We start from the raw sequence: 16341 nt of genomic DNA, 5'->3' as shown, positions 1-16341 counted from the left end.
ACTTTCAACTTTTGCCAGTGTTGATCTGTCAGCATGGTACGAGGCATAGCGAATAGTAAAATTGGGTTTGGCGATTTGATTTTACTACTTCGCTATTTTTTTAAGCTAAAAGTGTCAACACACCCTAGTCATATTTTATAACAAGAAAAAATAAACGATGGCTTTTGGGTTTACGGATAGACTCAGTAATGTCCCCCAATTAATCGGTAAAAAGGTAAGACTGCTTTTTGCTCTCTTCTTAGCTTAGGAATTTCTGAATTATAGCCCATCAAATCAGCAACGCCCTCTAACACTGTCATACAGCGTTAGAGGGATAATGATCTCAAGATTGTATTGCTTGGGCTGTCTAATTTGCCGTATTAGACACCATCACCATCACCAGCCCAAACCATATCCACTTTTTTAAGCATTGCTTAATGCACTGGCTAAATCACCAGTACCCTTCAAGTCAGACACCTGTCCCTCCAAAGGCTGACTAAATTCAATACGCTGAATCTTTGCTGCCCGCTCTGCGGAGAACACTGGGATTTGACTCATCGCAAATTCAGACAGTGCGGTAATGGTTAGTGAGGGATTCACACCTAAATTCCCAGGTACAATCGAACCATCTAATACGCGTAAATTTTGATAACCAAAGACTTGACCAGTGAAGTCCACAACGCCATTCGACTTGTCATTGCCCATCGCGACACCACTCATAATATGTGCTGTCGTTGGCGTTCCCAGTAGAATTTCAGTAAGTGCAGAACCAGGTTCTCCACCTAACTTTTGTGCAATCATTTTAGTGGCTTCTTCAGCCGCAGGGAATGAAACGGTGAGTGGCGTGTCCCCTTCTTTTTGCACAGCAGTGATACTATTTTTGAACAGTCGATACCACTTTCTACGCCATTCAAAATGAATGAATGCTTCAGACTTTTGCATCACCAATAAAATAATAGAGTCTTTGGCTTTACCCTTATAACGCAGTACTTTAAAGGTTTTTAAGGGATGCAACAGTGTATTAAAAACAAACTTCATAAAGCGCATAAAGCCCTGACCAGTCACCATCGGCACATATGGAATATAAATCCATGAAGCATCTGCACCTTCAGGGAAACGTGTGACCTCGATATTGGTATCTGCATCGACCGAAATAAAAGAGCTGATTGCTACCCCATCATCCAGTTTTTTTCCTGTGTTGTTTACTGTGGTCAGGGTTTCCGAATTCGTCCGAACCTCCTGTCCTAGCAATGAAGAAATATTGGGTAAAGTCTTATGCTGATCACGCATTTTTAACAACATCGGTACCGTACCCATCACCCCCGCAGATAACACTACCCCACGACTGTGCAAACTATACTGACGAACTTGTTTCCCAAGGGTTTCTTTGACTATTACTTCGTAACCTGCGCTACCATCTTCATTCAGTGGTTTAATTTTCACCACTTCTGAACTTGGACGAATTTCAACGCCATTACGCTCAGCAAAATACAGGTAATTTTTCATGAGGGTATTTTTGGCATTATTACGACAGCCCAACATACAGCTGCCACAATAAATACAGGAGTTACGATCTGGTCCATCTCCATTGAAATACGGATCTTTCGCTAATTGTCCTTCTTGACCAGCTACTTGCGAAAAGAAGACCCCCGTATTCACCGTTTTAAATGAATTTGCATATCCAATTTCACTCGCAACTTCTTTTAACGTGTCATCTGCAATATTGGTATAAGTATTATTCGCTGTACCCAACATACGTTGAGCGAGACCATAAAACGGCTTTAAGGTTTCTTTCCAGTCTTTACGAATCTTGGTCCACGCCTCAGACTCAAAAACAGCATCAGGTGGAATTAAGTGTACATTGGCATAAATTTGTGACCCCCCACCAACGCCTACCCCATGCAAAATGGTGGTTTTACTGGTGAAAGTAAATTGCATCGTACCTCTGAATCCCAGTTCAGGCCACCACAAATAGTTTTTGGTGTCTAAATTTGTAGTTGGAAAATCCTTGTCTTCACGGCGTAATCCTTTCTCCAAAATCAGGACTTTATAGCCTTTTTCACTGAGGCGTAAAGCACTGACCGATCCACCAAAGCCTGAGCCGATCACGATTTGATCATAATCAAAATCTTTATTCTTCATCCTATTAACTCCTTTAATAGTTTTATTTTTCTGTTTTTAAATACACCAATCCCTTCACCTCAGGATATCCATATTGAAGTGAAAAGTGATGTTGAGGTTTTAAAATTTAGGCACTTATGATTTGATGCGTATCAATAAATTCAACAGCCAATTGGCAAATTTTCCGTAAGGCGGCGCGAGAAACTTCAAGCTTGAAAAACCCGCCTGATAAAACACAGGACGCATTTTGGAAAAAGTCAAAAAGCCTTCATAGCCATGATAGTGCCCCATCCCGCTGGCACCGACTCCACCAAATGGTAAGTCATGCTGCCCGACATGAAATAAGGCATCATTGACCGAAACCCCGCCCGACATAACTCTGCTGATATAAAATTCGACTAAGCTTTTGTTATTGCTAAATGGATAAAAGGCCAATGGACGATCACGCTGAACAATATAGTCAACCACATCTTCAGGCTTTTGGTAGGTTTTGACCATCAAGATCGGGCCAAAGGTTTCACGCGTATCAATTTCCATCTCATCATTACTGTTCAAGACCAAAGTCAGTGGAAATTTTCGTGTCGCAGCATCAGGCTCTTGCTGATTTAAATTAATCAAACTTGCCCCTTTGGCTTCAGCATCTGCCAAGCTATGCACTAAGCGTTGAAATGCACGCTCATCAATCACAGAAGTATAATCTTTGCTATGAATATCAGGCACATGTTCCTGCACCCAAACTGATGCCGCTTGAATAAACGCTTGTAACCTCGACTCATGTACAAATAAATAATCGACATTGGTACAAATTTGTCCCGCATTAAACTGTTTCACAAACATAATGCGTTCTACAGCTTTCTCAATAGGGTATTCAGGGTCAATCACCGCAGGAGATTTACCACCCAGTTCCAGAGTCACAGGGGTTAAGTTTTGTGCTGCAGCAGCCATGACTTTACGCCCTGTCGCACCAGAGCCAGTAAACATCAAGTGATCAAACGGCAGTTTTGAAAAAGTGATGCCCACTTCACCAGTCTCATCGAAAATCTGTAATTTTTCCGCTTTAAAATATTTGGGGCTTAACTCAATCAGCAATTCAGCCAAATGTCTTGAATTTTCAGACATTTTAACCATAGCCGTATTTCCCGCAGCAAACACGGCCGACAACTGTGAAAACATCAAATTGATGGGAAAATTCCACGGCACAATAATTCCAATCACCCCCAGTGGCTGAGGAATTACGCGGTTCTTCGCACCAAAATACAAGCTATGATCGACATGTCTTTTTTGTACTTTAGTCCACTGTTTCAAGTGTTTGATGCTGCCGTTAATATCATCTGTGACCGTAATAATTTCTGCCAGTAAGGTTTCATGACGTGAACGATTGCCATAATCACGATTCAGGGCTTCAATAATTGCTTCACGGTGATCGTTAATCAGTGCTTTTAAATTCAGTAAATGTTGCTTGCGTTGTGCAATTGTTTCAATGCCTTGTTGATGAAAGCTTTTGCGCTGCAATTGAAAACAATCGTGTAATGTCTGTTCTATCACTGTTTGCTCGATATGAGGCTGAACCGTAAGTTGCATATGCTTTTCCTTTCACGGCTAAAAATGGTGATTCAATACTTCTTTTCTATGTTGGTTGAGATAATCTCTTATCCTACTTTAACAAATGACTTGAATTATGCTTAACTTTTTAGGACACTAAATTGATCTTTTAGGACAACACGGAATGTTGTAATGGGAAGTTATATTCGTGCAGCCAGCCTCGGTGGTTTTGAAGACTTAGTCCGCAGTTATGGCGTGAACCCTATAGAAATCTTGAAAGAGATCGGGATTTTACCTGCTTTACTCCGCGATCCAGATTCATTTATTCATTATGATCATTATTTAAATTTATTGGAAAAAGCGGCCTTAGCCTGTCAGGATGACTGCTTCGGTTTAAAACTCGGCGCACTCCAAAATATTAGCACAATCGGTTTGATTGGCGTCTACATGTCCCGACAAACGAGCATACTTGAAGCCTTAAGCGTGGCGCAAAAATATGTCTATTTACATGCTGAAGGCATTGTCTTCCACGTCTCGCAACATAATGCTCTGCTCTGTAAGCTGAACTTTGTTCGATTAAGTGAATACAACACCGATGTACCACAAAAATCACAACTGGCCATTTGCCTTGTCGCGAATATTCTCAAAGATTTGATTGGCCCACAGTGGCATGCAGAAAAAATTTGCTTCAAGCAAAAAGCACCACAAAAAAGTGCTCAAACTTTCCAAGCACATTTTTCATGTCAGGTAGAGTTTGAAACCGATGAGGATGCGCTTTATTTTCCCGCAAGCTTTTTAAGTTATAAACCCTATAATTTTAATGAAGATGCCATCAATCAACTGATCGTACAGCAGCTTGAAACACAAAGCAGCACCAAAACTGAAGACAATACCGCACTGATAGAGAGTTCAGTCCGCATGCTAACGGCGACAGGAGACTGCAGCATTGAAAATATCGCGCTATGTATGGGCATGCATCCGAAAAAGCTTCAGCGCGCTTTAAAAATACAAGGAACAACCTATCGAGATATACTCGAAAATGTCCGAAAAAAAGAAGCACTACGTATGCTTGATGCAGGCAATGTGAATTTGACGGATATTGCTCTACAGTTGGGCTATGCAGAATTATCTATTTTCAGTCGCAACTTTAAAAGCTGGTTTGGCGTTCCTCCAACCGAGTTAAGAGACAAAAGTCGAAGCCATATTGTATGACTTCTGGTTTTGCTACTTCGTTAAATCAAAAGTGCCCAAAGGATTCAAGCATATAGTTTAAATCCATTGAATGTCACTCTAATCAATACAGACTCAATTGATTATTTTGGGAAAACAAAGGATGCAATCAAACGTGCCCCCCAACCTTTCGGGCTGCCGTCAGTATCATCAACCCAATATCGAGCACCACCGCCCACACTAATCGCCTGACCATTCAAACGGATCACTTTGGTCACAGTCAAATTGACAGGAATTGTGGCTTCTTCTTTATTCCAGTCATATGTCGTTTCAGTATTCAACGCCACCGTTGTGCTACTTGGATAAGTGTAACTAATAAAAGGTTGCACAAAGGTACTACTGATCGCCTCAACATCATCTTCATGCTCTATTCCCCAAATATGGTTTGCCAATGCCCCAAATGTCTAACCGTGACTTTGCTTCAAACGACAAAGGTTGGGCCCGCACCATATTGATCCGCACCCAAGGCCTTTTCAGAAGCGGTAGGAAATAGATAGGTAGGACCTACGCCCCATGTAATCCCACTATCCGATGTTTTTGAGGGAGAAAAGAATAAGCTTTGTACAATGTCACCCACACCCCAATCGTCATCACGACTACCTTCATTATAAATTTGATAATTTACAGGTAATACAGTACGAGAGATCAGATTCCAATTTTCATTTAATTCAATCGGAATGACGGGCTGAATATTGAGTTGGTAACGTTCTATATTCTCAGCCGCACCAATGTTTTCATCATAATTTAATTGGAATGGCACACTGACCAAGTTCGCTACAGGGTTTGATAACTGTTGGGCCAAATCAGCGCCATCATCCGCATAAGCCTGAGAAGCTCCTAATCCTCCCAAAATGCTAAGAAGAAGTAAGCCTTTTATTGCTCTAGGATTGAAAGAAAAATTATTCATGTACTTATCGCATCCTTCTAATCATTTATGGTTCACAGTAGAGCGATAGCGAACTAAAACTCTAACTTTTTTAATAAATTATGCTTTTAACGGTATAAAAAACTACAGCTTAATTTAAGCCAAGATTAAGTGCTGATTACACCGCTTAATGACCACCTATCTTCATTCATCTATATTTAAAACTAAAGATTTTTGTTCTTAACATTTGATTCAAATCTATATGTTTTTTATAACACAACGCAATATAACCGCAACAATTATCATTGCTGTTGTAGACCATATTAATCATGTAAAAAACAATAACTCGATCTTCTAAATAAAAATAATCAATAAATGATCTACAAAATATAATTTTGTATTATAAATACAGTAATGAAACAAGTGATCAGCATCACAAAAATGGTTTATCTATAAGCTCAATTGATTAAAATTTAACCAAAAAATAAAATTTATATTTCAAATTATATATTTATATTTTTCATTAACTTAAGTTATAAAAATGTGTTTTATTAGTATAAAAACTCTATTGTGATTACTTTTTGAACTGATTAGTTATATCTAGAGCATTTACTCTTATTTTAATTGTGCTATTTTTGTGACACGGAGTAACAAATGATTTCGGTTAACCGACTTCTCCAAAAGCCAAAAAACATAAACACAAAATGAGCAACAAACATTTGCATTTGCACCTCAAGGAAAGACGTAGAATGAAATTAAAGACATTAACGACAGCAATGATTTTAGCAACTGTACCAATGACGGGGGCATTTGCCGCTGCTCTAGATCGTTCAGGTCAGTCAATCTCTGCATTCTTGCAACCAGGTAACTATTTTGAAACAGGCATTTCTGTATTAGATCCAGATGTATCTGGTAAAGATACTTCTGGCAATGCCACAGGCGATATGGCTGGAGATTATTATTTTCCTCATGCTGCATTAAAACTGCAACTCAATGAGAATTTATCATTCGGCTTACTGTACGATCAGCCATTTGGCGCAGATGCTGAGTACACTGGTAAAAATAACTTTGTTGCCAGCAATTCTGATGGTGTATTACCTGGAACAGCACTAACAGGCGGTTTACCTGTTGTGACTGGCACTCCAAATGGTACTCTTCCAAACGGGACACCTGTAATTAAGCATCCCGTTACTGGAGCTCCTCTAGCTATTGCATTAGGTACTCCAATTTCTGGCAATACCTCAGTAGAAGTCGACACACAAAATATAAATTTAATTTTTGGTTTCCAGCCAACTGAAAATTGGAATCTTTATGGCGGAGCTGTTTACCAAACTATTAAAGGCAATGTTTCTTTACGCGGTTCAGCTTATAGTCTATACAATGGATATGATGCAAACATCAAAGAAACTGGCGATGCAGGCTGGTTAGCAGGTATCGCATATCAAATCCCTGAAATTGCATTAAAAGCATCTTTAACTTATCGTTCTGAAATTGACCATGATGTAGATGTTAAAGAAAACATGCCTCTTATTAATTCAATGGGAGCTTTGCTTGTTGGCTCTGGCGCCATCAGCCAAGCTCAAATTGATGCAATAAAAAATGCTGATGGTAAAACCACCATTACAACACCACAATCTGTAAATCTAGATTTGCAAACTGGTATCATGGAAAATACTGTTGCGTTTGCTAATATCCGCTGGGTAAATTGGAAAGATTTTGCAATTCAACCAACACAATTTGGCGCATTATCCAAACTTGCCGGTCAAATGCTTCCTGCATTAAATAAACCTAATGGCTTTAATCTAGTTGATTACTCAGATGATCAATGGTCAGTAACCACAGGGGTTGGTCGTAAGCTTAATGATAAATGGGCTGGTAATATCTCTGTTGGCTATGATACTGGTGCAGGCAATCCTGTCACAACCTTAGGTCCAACTGAAGGTTACTGGAACCTTGGTTTAGGTGCTCAATTCAGTCCAACACCACAAACTTTTATCGCTGGCGGTGTAAAATATTTCTGGTTAGGCGATGCTGATGCTCAAACAGGAGCACATTCAGCGGCTGGTACTTTTAATGATAACAATGCTATCGCATACGGCCTAAAAATGGGTTACAAATTCTAATTTAAGCCATTCAATATTTAAAAAAAGACCATAGTTTGCTATGGTCTTTTTACATTATGCCTATTGTTTTTTAAACTTAGCTTTCTATATGTTTTAAATTTAATCAAAAAGAACCACTTATATTACTTTCATTTTTTAAAATGATTACTCTATTTTTTACTTATAAATCATTTACATACTAAATAACTATTAGTACTTTTACTCTATTCAAGTTTATTTTTTGAATTACACAGTTCATTTCCCAATCAGAGCTGAGCATTTACTCTTTTTTTATTTATGTTATTTTCCCGTAACTTTTAAATAACGATTAAGCGGCTCAAGGAAAAGAATTCATGAAGCTTACAGCGATTCATTCAGCAATTTTACTTAGTTTAATTCCGACGACAGCAACATTTGCCGCTGGACTTGATCGTTCAGGACAATCTATTGCTGCGTTTCTTCAACCCGGCAATTATTTTGAAGCTGGGATTTCTGTCCTTGACCCTGAAGTAAAAGGAAAAGATACAAGTGGCAACCAAACGGGTGACATGGCAAGTGACTACTACTTCCCTCACGCTGCTCTAAAAATTCAAGCCACGGAGCATTTCTCTGTTGGCCTTATTTACGATCAACCTTTCGGTGCAGACGCAGAATACTCTGGGAATAGTAACTTTGTTGAAAATAGCTCTGCTCCGTTTCATGGTGGGACATCTGTTACTGTCGATACTCAGAACTTGAATTTACTTTTTGGATATCAACCGAACGAAAACTGGAACCTATATGCAGGTGCGGTATACCAAACTGTAGATGGTACAGTTTTACTTCGTGGTACAACTTATAGCGTATTCAATGGTTACGACTTTAGAACTGGCGAAGATGAGTCAGTAGGTTGGTTAGCAGGTGTTGCATATCAAATTCCAGAAATTGCGCTTAAAGCATCGGTAACTTACCGTGCTGAAATCGAGCATAAAATGAATGCTTATGAGAATTTTGGCTCAACAACTATTCCCCAACATCCACTAACCCCTTTAATTTCTACGATTACTAGTACTAATTCGGAAACTAAACTTACAACCCCACAATCTATCAATATTGATTTCCAAACAGGTATTATGGCCAATACTGTTGCTTTTGCAAATGTACGCTGGGTCGATTGGTCGAAATTTAAAGTGCAACCTTATCAATTTGGTAAATTATCTCAGTATTTAGGACAAAATAACCTTGTTCCTAACAAACCAAATGGCTTTAACCTCATTGACTATAAAGAAGATCAAATTTCTGCAACCGTTGGTGTAGGCCGCAAATTTAACGAACGTTGGGGCGGCAATGTATCAGTAGGTTGGGATTCTGGTGCTGGTAACCCTGTGACAACACTTGGCCCAACAGAAGGTTTTTGGAGTGTGGGTACAGGTGTTCGTTTTTCTCCAGCAGAAAACTACTTCATTGGTGCTGGCGTGAAGTACTTCTGGTTAGGCGATGCTGATGCTGTAACAGGCGCTCACTCAAATGCTGGAAAATTCACCAACAATGATGCGATCGCTTATGGTTTAAATATCGGTTATAAATTCTAAACCATAGCATCATACTCAATAAAAAAGGCGCATCTATTGAGATGCGCCTTTTTGTTTTCATAGATATGGCTTGTTTATTTTAAGCCGGAATATCACGAACTGAAGCATTACGAATGGCTTCTTTTAATGCTTCATAACCATGTATAGCTGGAAATTGTGGAAATTCAGCAATCACGTTTTCAGGTGCATCAAATAAGAAACCATGATCAGCCTCACCCAGCATGGTCGTATCATTATATGAATCACCCGCAGCAATCACGCGGAAGTTCAAACCATGCAATGCTTTAACAGCTTGACGTTTCTGATCGGGTTGGCGAAGTTTGTACGCTGCAATCATACCTTTTTCATCAGTTTCTAATTTATGACAAAAAATAGTTGGCCAATCCAACTGTTTCATCAATGGATGAGCAAACTCATAAAATGTATCTGAAAGGATAATCAATTGAAAATGCGTACTGACCCATTTCACAAACTCTTTTGCACCCGGGAAAGGCCCCATATCTGCAATAACTTCTTGAATATCATTTAAACCTAGACCATGTTCTTTTAATATATTCAAACGCTGCGTCATGAGCACATCATAATCAGGAATATCACGTGTGGTTGCTTCAAGCGCTTTAATGCCTGTTTTTTTAGCAAAGTTAATCCAAATCTCTGGAACTAACACCCCTTCTAGATCAAGACAAACAACTTCCATGAATACTCCCTTTTATTTACGTGGAAAAATTTTGAACTATCATAGCTTAATATTTGTCTAATGCATTGCTGTTTTTTAAATCTATTTTTTTCATAAGCATTTATTTTTTAGTGATAAGTGGCTGATTTCAACTCTATTAAAATACGCTGCAAATAACGTAATATAGGTCTTGTTAGATTCCAAGCCTATTGCCAGGATACTCATGACAACCATTCCAACTATTGATCTTGTTGATGCTCTCGCAGCCGAATATGCAAATAAATCGCCAAGTGAAATTTTAGCACTTGCACTGAATCAAACGGGTGAAATTGCCATATCGTTTTCAGGTGCAGAAGATGTCGTACTTATTGATATGGCTGCTAACTTAGGTAAACCTTTTCGCGTCTTTAGCTTAGACACGGGACGTTTACATGCAGAAACCTATCAATTTATCGAGACTGTGCGTAAACACTACAACATTAATATTGAAATCTGCTTCCCAGAAGCAGACACCGTTCAAAAACTAGTCAATGAAAAAGGTTTATTCAGCTTTTATCAAGATGATCATAAAGAGTGTTGTGGTATCCGTAAAGTTCAGCCTTTACGTAAAAAATTAGCGACTTTAGATGGTTGGATTACGGGTCAACGTAAAGACCAAAGTCCAGGCACACGAACTGAGATTCCAGTTGTTCAGGCAGATGTGGGGTTTTCGGGCGAAGGCAAACAGTTGATTAAATACAATCCTCTTGCCAACTGGTCCAGTGCCGACGTTTGGAGTTACATCCGCATGATGGAAGTGCCTTATAATCCATTGCATGAGCGCGGTTTTATTTCTATTGGTTGTGAACCATGTACGCGTCCAGTGTTACCAAACCAACATGAACGTGAAGGACGTTGGTGGTGGGAGGAAGCGACACACAAAGAATGTGGCCTGCATGCAGGTAATTTGAAAAAGTAAAGACTAAAACCACTGCAAAGCAGTGGTTTTTCGCAACCAATGGATACACACAAAGCGCTCCCATTGTTAAAAAAAATCGATATACTAGCTTTAAGTTCTATAATTCTAACAAGATTGCTCATATAGGAGCGGTCAGATATTGCAGTGAGGCAATCCAGACTATGCGTCCATTACATCCGATTGACTTTATTTTTTTATCACTTGAAAAACGCCAGCAACCCATGCATGTCGGTGGATTATTCTTATTCCAAATTCCTGAAAATGCACCTGCCAGCTTCATTCAAAATTTAGTTGCAGATATTCGTAACTCCAAATCCATTCCTATTCCTCCATTTAACAACAAACTCAACGGTTTATTTTGGGATGAAGATGAAGAGTTTGATCTTGATCACCATTTTCGTCATATCGCACTCCCACAACCGGGGCGTATTCTTGAACTGCTCACCTATATTTCACAAGAACACAGTAGTTTAATTGACCGTGCTAAACCGTTATGGACCTGTCATATTATTGAAGGGATTGAAGGGAATCGTTTTGCGATGTACTTCAAAATTCACCATGCGATGGTGGATGGTATTGCGGGTATGCGTTTGGTGGAAAAATCATTATCACAAGATCTAAACGCAAAGAGTATTGTGCCACCTTGGTGTGTTGAAGGCCCTCGTGCGAAGCGTTTAAAAGAACCGAATGTTAGCCGCTTTAAGAAAATAATGAATGGCGTAATGGGCCAGCTTGGGTCAACACCACGTGTCATGTATGAATTGTCACAAACCGTCATGAAAGATATGGGACGTAATCCTGATTATGTTTCAAGCTTCCAAGCACCCAGCTCTATTCTGAACCAGCGGGTTAGCTCCTCCCGCCGTTTTGCAGCACAGTCTTTTGAGTTTGACCGTTTACGTCATATTTCTAAAAGTTTGGGTGTCACGATTAATGACATCGTACTGGCGATTTGTTCAGGTGCCTTGCGTGAATATTTATTGTCCCAAGACGCACTTCCTAAAAAGCCTTTAATTGCCATGGTACCTGCCTCTGTTCGCGATGATGATTCGTCTATGTCGAATCGTATCACCATGATTCTGGCAAATTTAGGCACGCATAAAGAAGATCCACTAGAGCGCCTCGCAATTGTTCGTCGTAGTGTGCAAAATGCCAAAGAAAAGTTCAAACGCATGAACTCAAACCAAATTCTAAACTATAGTGCGTTTGTTTATAGCGCGGCTGGTCTCAACATTGCCTCAGGCTTACTGCCTAAGCGCCAAGCATTTAATCTGGTAATTTCGAATGTTCCTGGCCCACGTGAACCATTGTATTGGAACGGGGCACGACTCGATGCGCTATACCCTGCCTCAATCATTTTAGATGGTCAGGCACTCAACATCACCATGACCAGTTATTTAGATAAACTTGAAGTTGGTTTGACGGCTTGTCGAAATGCGCTGCCGAAGATGCAGAATCTACTCACACACTTAGAAGAAGAGATTCAACGCTTTGAAGCGATTGTGGGGGTCGAAGACCCAAAGTTGCAAGCGGTCAGTTGATGCCGCAAAACGAATCAGAAACACAAGAATAATCAATAAAACTAAGGGGCTTCGATAAGCCCCTTAGTTTTTAATGCTACGACATTGTTTTAATAATTGATGACATGCAGTACGAATCATGGCAGTTGTAATTTGTACTTCTTTACCCTGCTCGTCCAAAATATATGCATTATGCGTCACTTTCGTATCCAATAAATGTTTCAAACTAGGTTGAATAATTGCTTCTCTAACACCCATATCACACCTCATTTGCTAAACCTATTTGGGATAATAAGCTTTGGCTATTTCCGTGTTCCTAGTATTCAAAATCTACGGTCGAAAGTAAAATTTCAGTTGTAACAACTATTTAACCATATATTGTTACAATTTCAGCTCAGAATGATATCGTATTGCTCTTGCGTATATAAATTTTCAACCTGAAATTTAATCACCCGGCCAATAAAATGCTCCAAATCCGCGACTGCTGGTGCTTCTGCGGTTAACAAGCGGTCAATCACGGATGGATGCGCAACAACAGTAAAGCCAGTCTGAGACTGATAGGCACGTGTATAACGCATGATTTCTCGAAAGATTTCGTAACATACCGACTCTGCTGTTTTCACATAACCTCGTCCCTGACAGGTCGGGCAAGATTCACATAATAAGTGCTCTAATGATTCACGCGTTCTTTTACGTGTCATTTCGACCAAACCAAGCTCAGAAACCTGCGTAATTTTGGTTTTCGCATGGTCTTGCTCAAGCATCCGTTCAAACTGAGTCATGACCTCAGTTCGATGCTCCTGCTCTTGCATGTCAATAAAGTCGATAATAATAATACCGCCTAAATTGCGTAGTCTCAGCTGGCGCGCAATGACCTGTGTCGCTTCCATATTGGTTTTAAACACAGTATCTTCTAAAGAGCGGCCACCCACATATGACCCTGTATTGACATCGATAGTCGTCATAGCTTCAGTCTGGTCTATCATCAAATAACCGCCAGACTTCAACGCAACACGCGTCTGTAGAGCTCTTTGAATGTCTTCTTCGACATTATACAAGTCAAAAATTGGGCGCTCACCCGGATAGTGAATGAGACGTTCTTTGATATTCGGGACAAATTCTTCTACGAACTCTTGGAGCTTGCCATGTATTTCACGCGAGTCGACTGAAATTTTAGCGGTCTTTTCACTCGCAAGATCGCGAATAATGCGTTGGGGTAAAGGCAGTTCTTCAAAAATTAACGACGGCACTGCAATACTGATTTGCTTGCGCTGAATAAATTCCCAAAGTTTTGTCAAATAAGCCATGTCTTGCGCAATAGCAGCTTCCGCAATCCCATCAGCGGCTGTACGAACAATCACTGAACCCGGAAGTTTATGTTCTGCTTGAATACGCTCAATCATCGAACGTAAACGATCACGTTCAGCTTCAGACTCAATGCGTTGAGACACACCGGTATGATTGCCATAAGGCATCATCACTAAATAGCGCGAAGGAATGGAAAGATCAGTTGAAAGCCGAGCCCCTTTGGTGCCCAGCATATCTTTCATGACTTGAACGGTAAGAATTTGTCCCGGCTGTAAGAGCTCAAAAACATTGGGTGTGGGTTGATTACGTGACCAAACCATATCATTTATATGTAAAAAAGCAGTTCGTGACAGTCCAATATCGACAAACGCAGCCTGCATTCCCGGAAGAACACGCACCACTTTACCTTTATAAATATTGCCCACTAAACCACGTTTCACCGTACGCTCAATAAATAATTCATTGACCGTGCCGTTTTCAATTAACGCGACGCGACATTCCATAGGCGTGACGTTAATTAATAACTCGTCAGACATAACAAACTCAAAACATTATAAAAAATCTTTTGAGACAGTTAATTTAGTGCCTTAACTGCCTGTAATAACTGTACCGTTTCATGCAACGGTAGCCCTACAACATTGCTATAGCTTCCCTCTATGCGTGGAATATAACGTGCTGCAATGCCTTGTATAGCATAGGCTCCCGCCTTGCCAATGGGTTCAGATGTAGCCCAATATGCTTCCATATCATTCGGGCTCAAATGCTGAAATTCGACTTCAGTACGAACTACTATACTTGAAATTTGCGTATTTGTACGAACACAAACCGCAGTATATACATCATGCTTGCGCCCAGAAATTTTTCCCCACATTTCAAATGCATGCTGCTTAGATTCAGGTTTGCCTAATATCTCTTGGTCGACCCCTAAACTGGTATCCGCAGCTATCACAATTGCATCAGGATATTGAAGTTGTACAGCCTCTGCTTTGGCGCATGCCAATCGCTCCACATAATGAGCTACTGGCTCGCCTACTTGTACAGATTCATCAATATCTGGACTATAGATATCAAAGACAAGACCGAGCTGCTCAAGCAGCTCGCGGCGACGGGGCGAACTGGATGCTAAAATTAAACGCGCCATTTCTTCAACATGAAATAGACCATCGGGAAAGTCAGCACACTACTCAACAGTGGTTGCCAATGACGTGCAAGGGAAAACTGTGCCCCAATCATAATTTGTGCGATCCAGGTAATAAACAGATGCGCGACCACTGCCAAGGTGGTGATGACCCAAATATTGGCAAAGGTCATAATCCGACGTTCACGCGTTAAAAAACGGGACACAAAAGTAATCAGAACAAAACTAAGCGCATTTAAACCCAAAGGTGCATCAAGTAGTAAATCGGTGAAAATCCCAACTGCAAAGGCAAACCAAATCCCGCTCCATGTCGGCTGGCACAGCACCCAAAACAGCATCACCATCATCATAAACAGTGGACGCCAACCAGAGATCGCATAAGATAAGGGATAGACCATCAACACTGAAGCAATGATCACTGAAAAAATGATCGGAAATAAGGGATCGCGCTGTTTAGCAGCACGAAGTTTAGCGATCGGCATGTGGTTGCTCCATCGCTAAAGAATCGGAAAATAACACAACGACATGATGCCCACCCGCTAACTGTGCAGCAGGAACAACATCAATTTGAGCAAACTCGCCTGAATTATGACGACTGATTTTTGAAATGGTGCCCACCAGATAACCTGCTGGAAAATGCTCACCTAAACCAGAGCTATACACTTTTTCACCCACTTTGATTTCAGCACTGGTCGGCACGTATTCCATTTTCAAATGACCCAAATCTCCAGTCCCTGAAACAATGGCACGCATTCCAGATCGCTCTAAGCGAACCGAAAGAGAATGTTCTTTATCTGAAAGCAACATGACGCGACTACTATGCGGATAGACATTAATAATCTGTCCCATAATACCTTTGTCATCGAGCACGGTTTGCCCGACCTTTAACTGACTGTTAGCACCACGGTTTACCACAATAATATGACGTAGTGGATCGGCATCTGTCCCAATGACTTCTGCAATCTCCATACGACCATCAATGATCAACGGGGTATCTAACAGACCACGTAAACGCGTATTTTCCGCAGATAATTCAGATAATTTTTGTAAACGCACCTGCGCCTGCAATAACTCGGCTTGCATCGCGGTATTTTCACGGCGCAATTGAGCTTCAGACTTGGTTTGTTGATTCAGCCACTCTCGCGATAACACGGGATAACTTGCTACGGCATAAATTGGATTATAAGCGGCGTACAAGACATCTCTTGCAGGTTGAATCACATGCGGCATGCGCCAGTTAAAAAACAGCACGACCAAACATGTGATCACTGCAATGATAAATGAGCGAAAAGATGGCGGTTGTCTGGAAAACAGATTTGTTTGCACCCGCC

Annotated in this window: 15 protein-coding genes; 5 read left to right on the top strand and 10 right to left on the bottom strand. The window is 40.5% G+C overall.

Annotated features, from left to right (window positions below):
- Positions 1-402: 402 nt before the first annotated feature.
- Positions 403-2121, bottom strand: coding sequence for a GMC oxidoreductase (locus MF4640_RS13015; protein ID WP_078389861.1), 1719 nt, complete (start codon positions 2119-2121; stop codon positions 403-405).
- Between the two features lie 114 nt (positions 2122-2235).
- Positions 2236-3681, bottom strand: a complete 1446-nt coding sequence (locus MF4640_RS13010; protein WP_078389860.1) for a coniferyl aldehyde dehydrogenase — start codon at positions 3679-3681, stop codon at positions 2236-2238.
- Positions 3682-3834: 153 nt separating this feature from the next.
- Between MF4640_RS13010 and MF4640_RS13005 the strand changes: the two genes are divergently transcribed.
- The gene (locus tag MF4640_RS13005) at positions 3835-4854 is read left to right on the top strand and encodes an AraC family transcriptional regulator (protein ID WP_078389859.1); all 1020 of its coding nucleotides are present in this window, start codon (positions 3835-3837) and stop codon (positions 4852-4854) included.
- Between the two features lie 101 nt (positions 4855-4955).
- Here the strand turns inward: MF4640_RS13005 and MF4640_RS19735 are convergent, their stop codons facing one another.
- Together MF4640_RS19735 and MF4640_RS19730 are read right to left on the bottom strand one after the other, a co-directional pair.
- Positions 4956-5264, bottom strand: coding sequence for a hypothetical protein (locus MF4640_RS19735; RefSeq protein WP_227518663.1), 309 nt, complete (start codon positions 5262-5264; stop codon positions 4956-4958).
- A 29-nt stretch (positions 5265-5293) separates the two neighbouring features.
- Positions 5294-5779, bottom strand: a complete 486-nt coding sequence (locus MF4640_RS19730) for a hypothetical protein (RefSeq protein ID WP_227518662.1) — start codon at positions 5777-5779, stop codon at positions 5294-5296.
- Positions 5780-6486: 707 nt separating this feature from the next.
- Between MF4640_RS19730 and MF4640_RS12995 the strand changes: the two genes are divergently transcribed.
- Together MF4640_RS12995 and MF4640_RS12990 are read left to right on the top strand one after the other, a co-directional pair.
- Positions 6487-7860, top strand: coding sequence for an OmpP1/FadL family transporter (locus MF4640_RS12995; RefSeq protein ID WP_078389858.1), 1374 nt, complete (start codon positions 6487-6489; stop codon positions 7858-7860).
- Positions 7861-8192: 332 nt separating this feature from the next.
- The gene (locus MF4640_RS12990; RefSeq protein WP_078389857.1) at positions 8193-9410 is read left to right on the top strand and encodes an OmpP1/FadL family transporter; all 1218 of its coding nucleotides are present in this window, start codon (positions 8193-8195) and stop codon (positions 9408-9410) included.
- 79 nt (positions 9411-9489) lie between these two features.
- Here the strand turns inward: MF4640_RS12990 and thrH are convergent, their stop codons facing one another.
- On the bottom strand, positions 9490-10107 hold the full coding sequence (gene thrH, locus MF4640_RS12985) for a bifunctional phosphoserine phosphatase/homoserine phosphotransferase ThrH (RefSeq protein WP_078389856.1): 618 nt from the start codon (positions 10105-10107) through the stop codon (positions 9490-9492).
- Between the two features lie 202 nt (positions 10108-10309).
- Here thrH and MF4640_RS12980 point away from each other — a divergent pair, with 202 nt between their 5' ends.
- Both MF4640_RS12980 and MF4640_RS12975 read left to right on the top strand, forming a co-directional pair.
- Positions 10310-11044, top strand: a complete 735-nt coding sequence (locus MF4640_RS12980; RefSeq protein WP_078389855.1) for a phosphoadenylyl-sulfate reductase — start codon at positions 10310-10312, stop codon at positions 11042-11044.
- Between the two features lie 161 nt (positions 11045-11205).
- On the top strand, positions 11206-12585 hold the full coding sequence (locus MF4640_RS12975; protein WP_078389854.1) for a WS/DGAT/MGAT family O-acyltransferase: 1380 nt from the start codon (positions 11206-11208) through the stop codon (positions 12583-12585).
- 63 nt (positions 12586-12648) lie between these two features.
- Here the strand turns inward: MF4640_RS12975 and MF4640_RS19465 are convergent, their stop codons facing one another.
- The 5 genes from MF4640_RS19465 to mreC all read right to left on the bottom strand — a co-directional run bounded on the left by MF4640_RS19465 (position 12649) and on the right by mreC (position 16336).
- Entirely contained in the window at positions 12649-12822 is a 174-nt protein-coding gene (locus MF4640_RS19465; RefSeq protein WP_086208603.1) for a PA1571 family protein, read from the bottom strand.
- A 131-nt stretch (positions 12823-12953) separates the two neighbouring features.
- Positions 12954-14408, bottom strand: a complete 1455-nt coding sequence (gene rng, locus MF4640_RS12970) for a ribonuclease G (protein WP_078389853.1) — start codon at positions 14406-14408, stop codon at positions 12954-12956.
- Positions 14409-14446: 38 nt separating this feature from the next.
- Positions 14447-15013 (bottom strand): Maf family nucleotide pyrophosphatase, encoded by a 567-nt coding sequence (locus tag MF4640_RS12965; RefSeq protein WP_010326167.1) that lies wholly within the window; start codon positions 15011-15013, stop codon positions 14447-14449.
- Positions 15001-15492, bottom strand: coding sequence for a rod shape-determining protein MreD (gene mreD, locus MF4640_RS12960; RefSeq protein ID WP_078389852.1), 492 nt, complete (start codon positions 15490-15492; stop codon positions 15001-15003). Before mreD ends, MF4640_RS12965 begins: the two co-directional genes overlap by 13 nt.
- On the bottom strand, positions 15479-16336 hold the full coding sequence (gene mreC / locus MF4640_RS12955; RefSeq protein WP_004694667.1) for a rod shape-determining protein MreC: 858 nt from the start codon (positions 16334-16336) through the stop codon (positions 15479-15481). The genes mreD and mreC overlap by 14 nt, the downstream gene beginning before the upstream one ends.
- Between the last annotated feature and the right edge of the window lie 5 nt (positions 16337-16341).

It is taken from the genome of Acinetobacter sp. MF4640 (assembly GCF_002018895.1).
In the GTDB taxonomy this organism is placed as follows: Bacteria; Pseudomonadota; Gammaproteobacteria; order Pseudomonadales; family Moraxellaceae; genus Acinetobacter; species Acinetobacter johnsonii.
This window is presented reverse-complemented; position numbering and strand designations above follow the sequence as displayed.